At 60.9% G+C, this 15,498-nt stretch carries 10 protein-coding genes; 4 read left to right on the forward strand and 6 right to left on the reverse strand.

Features of this window, described 5'->3' with window-relative positions; all coding sequences use genetic code 11:
* Positions 1–287: 287 nt before the first annotated feature.
* From NZK35_RS26665 to NZK35_RS26675, 3 genes are all read right to left on the reverse strand, one after another.
* Positions 288–2,018: a DUF1598 domain-containing protein gene (locus NZK35_RS26665; protein WP_259635569.1), complete on the reverse strand. Its 1,731-nt coding sequence runs from the start codon at positions 2,016–2,018 to the stop codon at positions 288–290.
* Positions 2,019–2,187: 169 nt separating this feature from the next.
* Entirely contained in the window at positions 2,188–2,970 is a 783-nt protein-coding gene (locus tag NZK35_RS26670) for an arginyltransferase (RefSeq protein ID WP_259635570.1), read from the reverse strand.
* Positions 2,971–3,055: 85 nt separating this feature from the next.
* A complete protein-coding gene (locus NZK35_RS26675) occupies positions 3,056–4,450 on the reverse strand; it encodes a DUF1598 domain-containing protein (protein WP_259635571.1) in 1,395 nt (464 codons plus the stop codon).
* 332 nt (positions 4,451–4,782) lie between these two features.
* Between NZK35_RS26675 and gnd the strand changes: the two genes are divergently transcribed.
* Positions 4,783–6,261, forward strand: coding sequence for a decarboxylating NADP(+)-dependent phosphogluconate dehydrogenase (gnd, locus tag NZK35_RS26680; RefSeq protein ID WP_259635572.1), 1,479 nt, complete (start codon positions 4,783–4,785; stop codon positions 6,259–6,261).
* 2 nt (positions 6,262–6,263) lie between these two features.
* Positions 6,264–7,379, forward strand: a complete 1,116-nt coding sequence (locus tag NZK35_RS26685) for a molybdopterin-binding domain-containing protein (RefSeq protein WP_259635573.1) — start codon at positions 6,264–6,266, stop codon at positions 7,377–7,379.
* Between the two features lie 56 nt (positions 7,380–7,435).
* Here the strand turns inward: NZK35_RS26685 and NZK35_RS26690 are convergent, their stop codons facing one another.
* The 3 genes from NZK35_RS26690 to dxr form a co-directional block, all read right to left on the reverse strand.
* Positions 7,436–7,783, reverse strand: a complete 348-nt coding sequence (locus NZK35_RS26690; protein ID WP_095739365.1) for a hypothetical protein — start codon at positions 7,781–7,783, stop codon at positions 7,436–7,438.
* Positions 7,784–8,506: 723 nt separating this feature from the next.
* Positions 8,507–10,648, reverse strand: coding sequence for a site-2 protease family protein (locus NZK35_RS26695; RefSeq protein WP_259635574.1), 2,142 nt, complete (start codon positions 10,646–10,648; stop codon positions 8,507–8,509).
* An 8-nt stretch (positions 10,649–10,656) separates the two neighbouring features.
* The gene (gene dxr, locus NZK35_RS26700) at positions 10,657–11,937 is read right to left on the reverse strand and encodes a 1-deoxy-D-xylulose-5-phosphate reductoisomerase (RefSeq protein WP_407699839.1); all 1,281 of its coding nucleotides are present in this window, start codon (positions 11,935–11,937) and stop codon (positions 10,657–10,659) included.
* Positions 11,938–12,223: 286 nt separating this feature from the next.
* On the opposite strand from dxr, the gene ftsH reads away from it, so the two are divergent.
* The gene (ftsH, locus tag NZK35_RS26705) at positions 12,224–14,335 is read left to right on the forward strand and encodes an ATP-dependent zinc metalloprotease FtsH (RefSeq protein ID WP_259635575.1); all 2,112 of its coding nucleotides are present in this window, start codon (positions 12,224–12,226) and stop codon (positions 14,333–14,335) included.
* A 29-nt stretch (positions 14,336–14,364) separates the two neighbouring features.
* Complete coding sequence (locus NZK35_RS26710) at positions 14,365–15,348, forward strand: SMP-30/gluconolactonase/LRE family protein (protein WP_259635576.1); 984 nt, start codon at positions 14,365–14,367, stop codon at positions 15,346–15,348.
* The last annotated feature ends 150 nt before the right edge of the window (positions 15,349–15,498 follow it).

Genomic DNA, 15,498 nt, shown 5'->3' on the forward strand with positions numbered 1-15,498 from the left:
TGCCGCGGTAAAGGTCAGGTACGAATGGCACGGGCACAGTGTTGGTGTGCAGGCTTTAGCCCAATACCGCTAAGTTAAGCGTCGTTTCTTCAGATGAGGGCCCGTAGGCTCGCGCCAAACGGCTGATATTCGTTTGACATCAGCCGGTTCGCGCCAGCGTCCGGGCCCCCTCATTCATGTTAACTTAGCGGTATTGGGCTTTAGCCGCCCACTGTCGCTGCGTAGCAGCGACCGGGAATCGCCTGAAGGCTAAACACCAACGGTTGCCGATGCCGGTGCCATTCATGTCAGGGCGCGTCCCACCACCAATGATTCACCGGGATCGGCTGATGATGGGTGACGTAGGTTTGTCCCGACAGTGTGGGGTAGGTGCCGATCGTCGCTTTGACGGTCGACTCGGTCGCGACGGACACGCCGCCGCTGGCAAGCAGCACGTGGTGACGCTGACTGCCTTTGCGAACGGTGTGCAAGGTCGCGATCGATTCGACTTGTTTCGGGGCCGGCAGATTCCAGTCCCTGGCGTCGTCTTCGGCGGCCAGCCCCATCGCCAACGGGCGGTGCACGTCCTGCGAGCCGAACCGGTCGATCAGATGGGATACCGCGGCGACCCGATACAGCGACTCGAGCGCGCCGTAGATGGGGTACTGGTCGCGGATACGGGACCAATGTCGATTGAATCCGGCGACAAATTGAGCACTACGCGGATCAACGGTGACATCGCCGCGGCCGCCATCGGCCAACGCGCGTTGGTTTTCACCGCTGAGCCGAATCGGGGTGCCGGCGATTTCAAAAACACGTTGCTCCGTGTCGCTGCGAACCGCTTGCGGGTTGGCCGTGAACCAAAGCCGCAGCAACAATCCGTCCGGAGGGCCTTGCGCGATGAAGTCGTCCACGACGTCCAAGTAACTGTCGACGCCCTCGGGCATCGGTTGCTCGCCGAGGGCGAGTTGTTTCATGTGGCGGTCCGCTTCGACCATCAGCAAGGCGACGGAGGTGTCGCCGGCGGCGCCGAACACCTCGACGCGTTGCATGCCGAGCGCGGTTCGCAATTGGTCGGCGGATTTGCCGATCGGAATCTGTCCGGAGCGAATCTCGGCCGCAACGTCCATCGCCGCTTGCATGCCCGCCGGCGTCGGATCGATCGTGCAGCCGAATGGCGTGTCGGCAAACGTGGACGCCAGGCAGCGGGCCAGGAAGTCGCTGCGGAGCGTCGAACGCCCCGATTCACGGTCCACATACCAACCGCGATCCATGTCGATCCCGCCGGTCGGGGCCGCCAAGATGACGTCGTCGTCGGTCAGGATCAGATACTGGATGTGCGACAGGCCGGCCAGATTCAACAGACTGTCGCCGAGCGGAACGCCGGTCATCCGTCGGGTCGTGATTTCATCACGCAGGCGACGTAGTGAAACGCAACGAAGTTTTGACGGGCTGCGCCAGTCGCGTGCGGTCGGGGTGGTGTCGCCGGACAGCAAGGTGTCGAGATTCGCGATCGCCCCCCGGGCCCGCGATTGATCGTCGCTGGGCAGCAAGGCGATTTCGACCGTTCCGGACGGATCGACATAAACCCCTTGGGGATAGGGCGCCATCGTGCTGTTGCCGCCGAGTGCTTCCCAGGTATCGGGAACCACGGTGGTTTCGATCAGCGCCATCAGGGAGTCAAAATCCGCGAACGCGCCGCCACCTTGGGCAGGTCCGCCGCGTGCGGCTCCGCGCGTCTGGTCGATCACGCTTTGGCGGTTTTCCGGGGTCTCGATCTGACGCACCGTCGCGGCGGCGGCCAGCGAATCACCCGAGAGCGATTGGGCCGTGGCGATCTGGGCCAACCAACCGTCACGCGTGGTCGGCAGCGTCTTGGGCGGCATCGATTTGGCGACCGCGAATTCGCCGGCGCTGATGGCCTGGTCAGGATCTGCCGGTGGTGCAGCGGTGCAGGAAGGCGACGCCACCATCGGAGAGAGCAAGAAGGTGAAGGCGGCAGCAGAAACCAAGATCGCAATCCGGCGGTTTCGATTCATCACGTATTCCTAACGTTGGTTCGTCTGGTGATTGGAGCGTTTGGGGGCGGCGTCCACCACCGAACGACCGGTAGTGAAAAAATCATGCCAATCAAATTATTTTTCAATTCGGTCATCCGTGGCGCCGTTCCGACATCTCAGCGTAGCAAAATGCTGCACCCAGGGTGTATCATTCTGCGTCAGGGGCACGCCAGACTCCGCCTAGCAGTCGCTCTTGGGGGCGGAACCGCTCTTTGTAGTTCAAGTGGGGGTTTTCAGCGACAAACAGGCCCAAATACACGTAGGTTCGTCCCGTTTGCCGGGCCCACTGAATTTGTTTGAGCACCGCCAGTGTGCCGATGCAGTAGCGTCCATAGTCGGGGTCGAAGTGCGTGTAGACGGCGTTGACGGACTCGCGGCCCAAGTCGACGATCGCGATTCCGATCAGTTTCCCGTCCAGTCGGAAGGTCAGTTCGGCCGTCTCGACGCAGGTCGCGACCAGGAATTCGTGGTAGTCGACTAAATCTGCCGGACCACGACGGCTGAGCTTTCTGGCGCTGCGATGGGTGTTAAAAAGGCGAAGTCGTTCGGGGTCGACCAGCACGCGTCCCCAGCTGATCTCCAGTTCTCGTTCGGATCGATTGAGGATCCGTTTCATCGATCGAGAGAACTGGAACGGATGCACGTTGACGCGGGTGGGAATGCATTGTCTGCAATCGGGACACTGCGTCCGATAGAGCATTGTTCCGGCACGCCGATAGCCGAGTCGGAGCAAACGATCCAGGTCGTCGGGCAAGATCCGGCGTTTGGGGTACTCCAGCGGCATCCGAGCCACTTTCCCGTCCAGATACGGGCATTCTTGCAGCGCGTCGTAGACGACCACCAACCCCGATTTGACGAAGTCGTCTTCGGAAGCGTCGACGACGAGTGGATTCCGCTTGTCGGACGGTTTCGGGGGTGACTCGTACTTCATAAAAAAAACACTGGCCGCACGGAAAGTGATTCCCGACGGCCAGTGTAGCGTGGTTTCGCTGTGATGACGAATCAGCGGTTGGGAATCAGTCCCACCACCACTGCCCGGGCTTCAAGCCAGACGGTCCGGCGGACTGTTTGACTTGGTCGGTCCGTCCCTCGCGGTCGACGACCAGCGTTTCTTTGGCGAGTGCTTTTCGCGGTTGCATCTGGACACCGCCACCGAGCGGCGTCATCAGGGTGTTGCCTCGCCAAACCGCATTCACGGCGGTCTCGACTTGTTCCGGCGCGGTGTAGGTTTGCACCGTCAGGACCGACTCGTTGCCCAGGACCGGCATGGCCCATTCGGCTTGGCCGTAGAAGTCCTGTTCTTGGATGTAGGCCGCAGCGATCGAGACGTCCATCAGTTGACGCAGTTCGGCATAGATTCGAACCCGGTCGGCGATCATCGGGAACTTGCTGGTGAATTCCTGGCAAAACGCCTGGCTGGCTTTGTTGACGCGACGGGTGATGGTTCGTTTTCCGCCGGCGACCCGCTCGTTTTCTCCGACCAGCTGAACGCCGCGTTCGTTGATCTTCATCGCCAACCCGTCTTCGCTGACCGCGATGCCGTCATAGCGGGGTTGGAAATACCATCGTTCCATCGCGTTGGCGGCGACCGCCGACGGGTTGGCTCGGTCGACGTAGCTTTGGAATCGCATCGGCAGACGTTCCAGGCCGATCCCGATCAGTTTCATGCGATAGTCCGCTTCGACCAAGACGCGGGCAAAGTGGGTGTCGGTCGGAATGCCGCGAATCGAGACGTTTTGCAGTCCCAGATTGTTTTTTAAACCAGCTGCCAGGCGAGCCGCATCGCTGGGTTGCACTCGGCCGCGAACCGATGCCAGGAACTGTTGCATTCGCTGCAAGCCTTCTTCGGTCGGATCGATCGAAACGCTGATCACACCGGTCGCCGGTTGGCCGGGCGCGAAGGCGCGAAGGGCGGTGACGAGGTCTTCCAACAGGACCGTCGGTTTACCGGACTCGATGCCGACAAAACGTTCGGTGGGGTCGGCGACAAACCCTTCGGCCGGTCCGGCCACCACGATGTCGCGGGTTTCGGGATAGTAGAAGACGTACCGGATCGACGTCAGGCCTGCGAGGGCCGTCAAATCATCGCCGACGGCACCTCCGGCGGCGAGTTGGTCTTGGATGGCCGCTTCGAGGCGCTGCAGCGAGACTTTTCGCAGTTCGCTACCACGCATCAGGTCGTTGTCCCGCATTTGACGGGCGGCCATCAAACGTTGCTGGGCGACGCGGGGATCAAACTGGCGGACTTTCAAGACGCCTTGAGCATCGACGTCGACGCCGGCGATCGGCTGGGCAAAGTTGTTGACCGTATTGCCTCCGCCGCCCGTGTTTTGGCCAGGGGCGTTGGATGCGGAGCAGACGAAGGCTGCGGCGAGGGCGGCAAGCAGAAATGATCGGAAAAGACGTGTCATCGGTGAAACCAATTTCAAAACGCGGCCGAGGTTGGGGGCGCAGGGGGAAAAGTCACTCGCTGTGACAGTAATCAGTCGCGGGCGGATCGGCAAGAAACTACCGCGATGGAACCGAAATTGAGGCAAATCAGTGGTCCGGATCTGCCCCCGCATGGGGATTTTGAGGGCCCAGCGGCGATTGACCGCCACGTGCTCACGGTGCAAACACCATACCGCACCGCTCCTATCTTAGCTCTCCGCCGACGCGATTGCCCCGCCCTTCCGGTTTTTTTGCTCTGCCGTAGAATCTGGCCTGACGGTCTGGAAACCACCTTCCCAACGAGTTTTTAAAGATGAGCGGCGATTGCGATTTCGGTTTGATTGGTTTGGCAGTCATGGGCGAGAACTTAGCCCTGAACGTTGAAAGTCGCGGGTACAAGGTCGCCGTGTACAACCGCACGACCAGCAAGGTCGACGAGTTAATCGCCGGCCGCGCCGCAGGCAAGAACTTCGTCGGTACCCACTCGATCGAAGAATTCGTCAAAGCCGTCAAACGCCCCCGCAAGCTGATGATGCTGGTCAAGGCCGGCCCGGCCGTCGACGCGATCATCGAGCAATTGCTGCCGCACTGTGAGCCCGGCGACATCATCATCGACGGTGGGAACGAATATTACGTGAACACCGAACGCCGCACCAAACAGGTCGAAGAAGCCGGGTTGTTGTACGTCGGCTGCGGCGTCAGCGGCGGCGAAGAGGGCGCTCTGAAAGGTCCCAGTCTGATGCCCGGCGGGTCCGCCGAAGCCTGGCCGCACATCAAGGAGATGTTTCAGTCGATCGCCGCCAAAGTCGGCCCCAACAATGACATCCCCTGCTGCGAATGGCTGGGCAGCGGTGGTGCCGGCAATTACGTCAAAATGGTGCACAACGGCATCGAATACGGCGACATGCAGCTGATTTGCGAAGCCTATCAATTGTTGAGTGAACTCGGTGGGCTGACCAACGAGGAACTGTACGACGTGTTCGACCAGTGGAACGACGGTGAACTGCAGAGTTACCTGATCGAAATCAGCCGCGATATCTTCAGCGTCAAAGACGACCAGGGCGGCGACGGTTACTTGGTCGACAAGATCATGGACGTCGCCGGGGCCAAGGGCACCGGGAAATGGATGAGCCAATTGGCACTCGATCTGGGTGTCCCTAGCACGCTGGTCACCACCGCCGTCTTCGCCCGTGGGTTGTCGGCCCAAAAAGAGGCCCGCGTTCGAGCCAGCAAAACACTCAACGGCCCGTCCGAATCGTCGAATCCCGAAATGCGTGCCATCGCCGAGACGCTCGTCGGTGATCGAGCCGAATTCGTCGAAGCGGTTCGGCAAGCACTTTACGCTTCCAAGATCGTCTCCTACGCCCAGGGCTTCGTTCAACTGCAAGCCGCCTCGGACGAACACAACTGGAACCTCGACTACGGCGCCGCCGCCTTGCTGTGGCGAGGGGGATGCATCATTCGCGCCCAGTTCCTCGACCGCATCAAAGAAGCCTTTGACGCCGATCCGAACTTGGAAAACCTGCTGTTGGCCAAATACTTCGAAGACGCCGTCGAAAACGCGCAAGAGAAATGGCGCAAGGTCGTCGCGGTTGCATCGGTCATGGGGATCCCCGTTCCCGCATTCAGCACCGCGCTGTGCTACTACGATGGCTATCGCATGGAACGATTGCCGGCCAACTTGTTGCAAGCCCAACGCGACTACTTCGGTGCCCACACCTACAAGCGAGTCGACAAGGACGGCACGTTCCACAGCGAGTGGTTGCAGTTGCGCAAAACCCCCAAGGCATAATCATGCCCAGCGATCCGATCGTCTGTCCGTTTTGCCCGCTGTGTTGCGATGACGTGCGCGTCGATGCGGCCAGCGGCGAGACGGATGTGCCCTGTGATCTGGCACGGCTCGAACTGGCCGCGGCGGTTCGAACGCCCACCGCCAGGATCGGGTCCGAGTCCATCGATTCGATCGATTGGAACGCGCTCGGTGAATCGCTAGCGCTCCAACCGACTCCGGTCGTGGAGTTCAACGGGGCGACAATCGCGGAAGCGAAAATGTTGGAGACGCTGGTCACCGAAGGCCAGATGCAGCTGCGCATCGCCGACACCGCCTGCGCACGGGCGCTCGATCAAACGATTGCCCGCGACGGTTTGCTCGGCACCACGTTGGGCGACGCGGTTCGTCGCGCCGAGTATTTCTGGGTGATCGGCAATCTGGATCCGCGCACGCCGCGATTGAAAGAACGTTTGAACCAGTCCGGTGCGGCGATGGAATACACGCCCACCGCCACGATCGGTCTGCTTTCACGCTTGCACGAATTGCTGGGCGGTTTGGCAGTCGACTCGGCGGTCGACTCGGCAGCGGCGGTCGACTCGAGCGGGGCGGAACCCGATCGACTGCACGAGCATTTTCGAAACAGTCGTTCCACCGTGGTCGTGGTCGGGGAGGCGGCGTTTGAATCGGGCGAGGAAGTGATCGCCGGCGAACTGTTGATCCGCTGGATCGCCCGCTGGAATGAGACGGCGTTGCCGATCTCCGACGGGCATGAAGGCGACGACTCGATCGTCTCACGCGTCACCCTGTTGCGGCTGACCGCTGACCAGAATTTGCGGACCGTGATGCGTTGGCGGAACAATCAAGTGTCGCCGTCGGATTTGTCGTCACCGCTTGATCCGACGATTCGCGTCGGCAGTCCGGTCGGTGAATTCACCGCTCCGGTGCGTCTGCAAATCGGCGGAGTGGATCCCGGCCAGTCGTGCGCGCATGCCTACCTGCCCGCCAGCATGCCGGGTGTCCACCATGCGGACACGACGATTCGCGGCGACGGTTCGGTCACGCTGCCGTTGACCGGTTGGACCGACTCGGCATATCCCCGTCGAGTCGAAGTGCTCCGACGAGTGCTCGGTGTCGGGTAGGCTGGAAGCCTCGTCCACGTCGACCGCTGACAGGCTGGAAGCCTACCCCACTTCGTTTAGGACGACGCCATTTGCGACTCCAGTTCCAGTGCGAGCGCGGCTTCTTCGGCGATCTGAGCCGCGGTGCGGCGTCGACGCTTGCGAGGTTTCGCGTTCATCCACTCTTTCGTCAACACTTCAAAGACCTCGGGCGTTTCGTAACGCACGATGTTTTTGCCTTCGGGCATCGGACCGATCAGGCCACGAAACACGGGCATCCCGCGGAGTGCCAGGTCGGTGCTGCAGTCATCAATGCCGATCTGTTGGTGCGACTGCATCAGGGGAGCGATGGAGGGATAATCGGAAATCATCAACGAACCATCACGGCCGCGTGTAACCACGCGGTAGGTGTCTTTCTTGGCCATGGTGCCTCCTAAAAAGGGAGTGGCGCTACATCGAAGTGGGAAGGCATCGATTGACCCGTGAATCACCGTCGTTGGGAGAGGGCGCGCAGCAAGTGATCGAGCCCTCATGAGGTTTTCAGCCAGCAGCTGCCGATTGGGAGGCGGCGAGCGACCAGATGATGCGCTGGAAAAAATCGCGGGCGAGCAGCGACGTCCGCCCAACCATCGTCGCGTCAATCGTAGGGATCGAACGTGATCAGATAGTTTTTGGGGTCAGGACGGCAGACGTCGATGCTCCGATGCGCCGCGATTTCAACCGACGTAGGGAGGGAGGGTCGTCAGTTGCAAATCGATTCGAGGGTCAATCGAACAAGAGTCATATCGACGCCCGGGTGACGCTCGTGCACGAAAGTGTTGCGAATGTGGAGACAGCGACGCGAGGGTGGCGGTGCACCGTGACTGATGCGATCAACGAGAACCACGCTCGCAACGTGGAGGACAGTCGCAACAGGCACGTTGGCCTCGACCGTTGCGTTCGGCCACGCCGCTACAGACGGAAGATGCGGAAGCGCAACGGTAAAGCACTCGCTGGCGGCAGGGCGCCAGCGGGCTGTCGATAGAGTGAGCCGCGACGCGTAAGCGGCCGGGCATCGAGACGCTGCCCGAGGCCTTACGGCCAGCGGCTCACCATCGTCTCGACAAATCCCATTCAATCGACGGCCCGCCAGCCCTCTGGTGCTGCGCTTAGATGTTGATCAAATCATTGAAAAACACGAACACCATCAGCGCCAGCAGCATCAGCCCGCCGACCAGCGTCAAACGCATCTCCAGTTCTTCGTTCACACGACGTCCCATGATCGCTTCGCAGATCAGAAACACCATGTGACCACCGTCCAGGACGGGGATCGGCAAGAAATTGAGCACGGCCAGGTTCATGCTGAGCATCGTCAAGAACAGCAGTTGGGCCGAAACGCCGCGTTCGGCTTCGCTGCCGGCGACTTGGAAAATCTTGATCGGCCCGCCGACTTGATCCTTGCTGACGCTTCCGTGGACCAGCATGTTGAGGAATCGAAAGACTTCGCCGAGTCGGCGTCGGCATTCGCGAATCCCCAGCACCGACGCTTCCTTCAACGAACTCGCCGTCTGGATTTCTTCCGACGCGACCAAGCCCAGTCCGCGTTCGAACCGGACGCGTTGGTCCGTCGCCAGTTTCACCACCGATTCGACGATCACGCCGGATTCGGCACGTTCGGCCAACACTTTGAACTCGGTACCTTCGGGGAGCGATTGAATCGATTCAAACAACCCTGCCGCCGTCTTGACTTCATCAAACTTCCATCCCTTGGACAGTTCTTCGACGAGGGCGGCGAGCGGACCGGTCGAGAAATCATCGGGGTATTCGTTGCTCGCCAGCAGCGTGATGCTCTTCAGCTCGTCGGTCGGCTGCAACTCGTCGCCCTTGACCAGGTGTTCTCGGTTGAACGCGCTGACCGTGGCGGGCAATTCAAAGGCAAAGCCGTAGGCATTGATCGATGCCTTGTCCCCGGTGCCGTAGGTGGGCGAAAGGGTTTGCGGAGAATTATCGGGACTGATTTCGATTTTCAGGGTTTCTTCTCCGCGGCGGACCGTCAACACGATCGGCTCGCGTCGGGCGAGCATCAGCACCAATTCCTCTCCGTCGGGCGCCGTCACCTCGCCCACCGCTTCGATCACATCACCGACTTGCAGTCCGGCTTTTTCCGCGGGGCCGTTGGTGACCAGTGCGGTGACCGGACCGGCGGCGGCGCGAATCCCGATCCACTTTGATTGCTGCGGCGGCAACTCGACGACGTGATTGCTGCCGTCGGCGCGACGCAGTCCCAGTTGGATCGTTTTTTCCGGATGCGTGTTCAGATAGTCGAACAACGGCGTGCCGGGGACCATCGCGTTTTCGTCGATCGGCGTGCCGTCAAAGGAGACGATCGTCGCGCCGAGATCTTGCTCGGTCAGCACGTCGGCGGCGACACTGCGGGGGGCCGCGTTTTCGGAATCGCTGAGCGTGGTCGACGTCGGGCTGGTGATGCCGATCATCCGAAACCGGTTTTGCAGCGGATGGGGCTGGGTGACGAGTTCGTATTGAACATTCCGGCTGTCGAAGGCGACGGTCAGCGGGATCGGGCGGTCCGGGGTTTCCAGACCGGCATGCAAGATCGCCGAACGCATCTCGCGGAAGTGCATTTGGGCGTCGTCCATGCCGTCGACCGAGACGACTTGTCCGCCGGGTTCGATTCCGGCTTGCCAAGCCGGGCCGCCCGGGGTCACGCCGCCGATGATGGCGGGGGTGTAGGGGACGCCATAAAAGAACGCGGCGGCGGCGAACATCGCCCCGGTCACGACATTCATGAACACGCCGGCACTCATGATGATCATGCGTTGCCAGACGGGTTTGGCGGGCAGGCTGCGGGGATCCAATTCCGCCAGCTCGCTCGCCGCGGACGGTTCCGATTCACCGTCGTGATCGTCGTCGACCTCTTCCTCGCCGGCCAACTGACGTGCCCGGGCCGCTTCGTCTTTCATCTTTCGCGGGTCATCATCCTGGCCGAGCATTTTGACGTAGCCGCCCAGCGGGATGATTCCGATCCCGTATTCCGTTTCGCCGTAAGTGAATTTGCCGAGCGTCGACGGCAGCTTGATCGGGCCGATCTTCATCGGCGGATCGAAGCCCACGTAAAACTTCTCGCATTTGACGCCGAAGGTCTTTGCGGCGACAAAATGCCCCAGTTCATGGACGAAGATGACCAGGCCGATGCCGAGCGCCACCCGCGTCCAAAGCAGGAATTTGCTTCCCACCGCCATCAGACCCTCCGGTTCGGATTCGGCTAGCAGGAGGAACAGATCGCTGATCATATCGTTGGTTATCTACGAGGAGGGGATGAAAGGCGTTCGGCACAGTGCCGCGTTTCTTGGCGTGCCCATTGGTCTAATTCCAGCAGACGGGCCAATCCGGGCCGTTGCTCGAAGGTGTGGTTTTCGAGCGTTTTTTGACACAGGGGGACGATGTCAGTAAACCGAATTTCGCCGTCCAGGAATAGACCGACCGCCACTTCGTTAGCCGCATTGACCACCGCGCCGGCTGTTCCGCCAGCCCTGGCGACCTCAAAACCGAGTGTCAACGCCGGAAAACGGTCCAAATCGACCGGTTGAAGACTCAAATCCCAGCTCTGTTGGCGATCCAACGGCGGAGTCGGACAAGGCAGACGTCGGGGATGCGTCAGAGCATACTGAATCGGCAATCGCATGTCCGGTGGACTGAGTTGAGCGAGCACCGAGCTGTCTTGGAATTCCACCATCGAATGAATGATCGACTGCGGATGGATCATCACCTCGATTTGGTCGGCCGAGACGTCAAACAGCCACCTGGCTTCAATGATCTCCAACGCCTTGTTCATCATTGTCGCCGAATCGATCGAAATTTTCCGCCCCATCTGCCAGGTGGGGTGCGCCAGGGCGCAGTCCGGCGTTGCATTTCGCATTTCCGTCGCGCTGGCGGACCGAAACGGGCCGCCGCTGGCGGTCAGAATCAGCCGCTTGGCGGGGCTCGGCGAGTGGGCGATGCACTGCCAGATCGCCGAGTGTTCGCTGTCGACCGGCAGCAGCTGGGCGTCGGATTGGGCCACTTTTTCGCTGACCAAGCCGCCGGCAACCACCAGCGTTTCCTTGTTGGCAAGCGCCACCCGTTTGCCGGCTTCGACCGCCGCGACGGTGCTTTCCAGCCCTGCGCGGCCGACGATGGCCGCGACCACCACGTCGACTTCGGGATCGCGCGCGGCGTCGACCAGTTGGTCGGGGCCGAACCGCAGCCCGCCCGGATCGTCCAACAAGGATCCAAATCGCCGCGTCGCCGTTTCGGGCGAGATCGAGGAGGGATCGGAGAAAATCAGACGCGCCGGTGCTCGGCCGTCCCGACAGGCCTGTCCGGCCAGCGTTTCCAACACGTCCAGGTTGTTGTGCCCCGATGCGGCCCACAACCGCCACGCATGGTCCGGGTCGATGCGATTCAAATGCCCGATCACTTCGGCGGTCGAAGTGCCGATGCTGCCGGTCGCCCCCAGGACCGCAACGTTGACCGTCGATCGCTTGGAACGGTCGGCAGGCAACTCGGATTCGCAGGGGGGGGCGGTTGAGAGTTTGGTCACGGTGACGGTTCCATCAGCTCCGGTAGAATCCCTTGAAACCTTTATCATGGACGATCGGTTCGATTGTTACGACCCGACCTTGCGTTATGCTCGGCCCGCGGTGGGTTGTCCCGCGTGCGATTGGACCGAACAATGGCGTGTGATTTGGTGGGATTCGATTAATTTGCTCGATTCGCAGCCAGCGGACACAGCCAGCGGACGTCGTGTGTCTGGGCCGGACCACCACACGCCACGGTGACCGACGTCGCCTCTCTTTCCCCTCTTTCGACGCAGATATCAATCTTCGATGAGTGACAAGAAACGATCCAATCGCGGTTCCGACGATCAAAGCAACCGAGGCGGCGACGCGCCGTCGCGAGAAACCCGGACCGGTGGCGTTTGGTTGGTCATCATCGGCGTGATCTTGGCGGTGATGATGAGTGCCCTGCTGTTCGGGCAAAATACCCGCTCGCTGCGCTACCCCGACCTGGCCAAGTTGCTCGTCGAACACGGCAAACAAAAGAAAGTGGAGCGCGAAGGCGGTCAGGCGGAAACGCCCAGGGTGGTGGTGGATTCGCCCAAGGATCCCAAGATTCAGCTGGAGTTTTCCGATTTGCAACTCGTTTTGCTCGGCGACGAAGAAATCACCGGGACGGTGATGTATCGCTCGTTGGGCTCGGGCAGAAAAGCGGAAGATGACCCCGAGAACGTGCCGACGAAGACCGATTTCAAGACCATCCGCGTGCAGAATGAAACCCAGGATGCCTACTTTGACCAAATCTTGCGCGATTCGGGTGTGACCTGGGACAACGCCCGTCCCAATCGTTGGCTGGCGGACAATTGGTTCAACTTGTTCATGCTAGGCGCGATCATCGCCATCGGGGTGATCATGTTGCGGCGAATCGGCGGGGTCGGTTCCCCGATGTCGTTCTCCCGCAGCCGCGGCAAATTGCACGGCCAAGAAGACCTGTCGATCTCCTTCGAAGACGCCGCGGGAATTGACGAAGCGGTCGAAGAGGTCCGTGAGGTCGTCGACTTCCTCAAGAACAGCGAAAAGTACCAGGCACTCGGTGGTCGGATCCCCAAGGGCGTGTTGTTGGTCGGACCGCCCGGGACCGGCAAGACGCTGTTGGCCAGGGCGATCGCCGGTGAAGCCGGTGTGCCGTTCTTCAGCCTGTCCGGCAGCGACTTTGTCGAAATGTTCGTCGGCGTCGGTGCGGCACGGGTTCGCGACATGTTTCAGCAGGCGACCAGCCGCGCGCCGTGCATTATTTTCATCGACGAACTCGATGCGCTCGGCAAGAGTCGTTCGGGCAGCGTGGTCGGCGGCCACGACGAACGAGAGCAAACGCTCAACGCCTTGTTGGTCGAAATGGACGGGTTTGATTCCAACAACGGAGTCATTGTCGTCGCGGCCACCAACCGCCCCGAAACGCTGGACCCGGCATTGCTGCGCCCGGGACGTTTCGACCGCCAAGTTTTGGTGGACCGTCCCGATCTCGCCGGCCGCGAAGCGATCTTGAAGGTCCACGTCCGCAGCGTGAAATTGGACGACGATGTCGACCTGCGACACATCGCTTCGATCACCAGCGGTTTTGTCGGAGCCGACCTGGCCAATCTGGTCAACGAAGCGGCGTTGTTGGCGGCACGGTCAGACAAATCGGCCGTCAGCACGACCGAGTTCGACGAAGCGGTCGATCGCGTGACCGCCGGCTTGGAAAAGAAAAACCGCGTGATGAACGAGGACGAAAAGATCCGCGTGGCCTATCACGAGGCCGCCCACGCCCTGGTCGCCGCCGCGCTGCCCAACACCGATCCGGTCCACAAGGTCAGCATCATCCCCCGCGGGTTCGCCGCGCTGGGCTACACCATGCAGCGTCCCGAATCCGAACGCTATCTGATGACCAAGCTGGAGTTGGAAAGCCGCATGAAGGTCCTGCTGGGAGGCACGCTGGCCGAGGAAATGGTGTTGCAGGACATCAGCACCGGAGCCCAGAACGACCTGGAACGCTGCACCGAAATCGCCCGCAGCATGGTGATGGACTATGGCATGAGCCGGCTGGGACGGATCAATTACCGCCGCAGCACCGCGTCGCCGTTCCTGACCGGCGGTGGCGGCAACGGACACAGCATGACTTACGGAGAAGACACCGCCAAACTGATCGACAAGGAAGTGTCCAGGATCGTCGAAGACGCGCTCACCCAAACCCGCGAAATCCTGACCCAGCGGCGCGAGGTGCTCGAAGCGATCACGCAACGGTTGTTGGAGGTCGAATCGATCGACAACACCGAACTGTTCCGTATCATCAAGGAACATTCCACCGGACCCTGGTTGGTCCCGGGAACCATTACCGAAAAACCGCGGGCACAAATTCGCAAACCGGAAAACGATTTGGATACACTAAAGGACGCGGAATAACGCTCTTCCTTTCCTTTTGATTCAACTCGATGCGAAAACTACTCAGTCTGCTGTTGCTCGGTCTCGCCACCTACGGCGTCGCACAAACGCCCTCCACGATCGGTCAGATCGAAGTGCTGGCGCCGGAGATGGAAACCTATGCCGATGCCGCCACCAAGATCGAGGTGCTGGCGGGGGGGTTCACCTGGACCGAGGGGCCGGTCTGGATCGTGGATGATGGAGGCGGCCATTTGCTGTTTTCCGACATCCCGCGTAATAGTATCTTCCATTGGTCCCAGTCGCGCGGTGTGGAATTGTTCATGCGACCGAGCGGCTACACCGGAGTCAGCTACTACGGTTTGGAACCCGGGTCCAACGGACTGACGCTCGATCCGGAACATCGGTTGACGATGTGCGAGCACGGTGACCGTCGCGTTTCGGTGCTCACCCGCGGCGGCGGCAAACGGACCTTGGTCGATCGCTACCAAGGTAAACGACTCAACAGCCCCAACGATTTGACGTTCGACAAATCGGGCAACCTGTACTTCACCGACCCGCCTTACGGGTTGCCCGAACGCGCCGACGACCCGCGACGCGAACTGGATTTCTGTGGCGTCTACCGGCTCGGCGCCGACGGCTCGCTGACGCTGCTGACCAAAGAGATGACGCGGCCCAACGGGATCGCCTTGTCGCCGGACGAAAAAACGCTCTACGTCGCGCAAAGTGATCCCGAGCGCCCGATCTGGATGGCCTTTCCGATCGGCGACGACGGCAAGCTGGGGCAGGGCAAGGTCTTGCACGATGCCAAAGCGGCGATGAAGGACTATCCGGGACTTCCCGACGGGATGACCGTCAAAACAGATGGAACGATCTTCGGCAGCGGCCCGGGCGCGATCTACGTACTCTCTCCGGCCGGCAAGTTACTCGGTCGCATCATCACCGGCGGTCGCGTCAGCAATTGCACCTTTGATGCCGACGAAGCGTACTTGTACATCACCGCGGACAGTTTTCTGTGCCGCGTGAAGATGAAGTGATCACTTCAGCACGTGGCGTCAGCCCAACACCACGTCCTTTGGCCGCAAGGTGTTAGCGGAACGGCGCGAGCCGTCCGGTCGCGCTTCAAACACACCGTGACAGACCGGAGGGCTCGCGCCCTACCGCTAACAAAAACACCCCTCAAGGTG

It is taken from the genome of Stieleria sedimenti, from assembly GCF_025060895.1.
GTDB lineage: Bacteria > Planctomycetota > Planctomycetia > Pirellulales > Pirellulaceae > Stieleria > Stieleria sedimenti.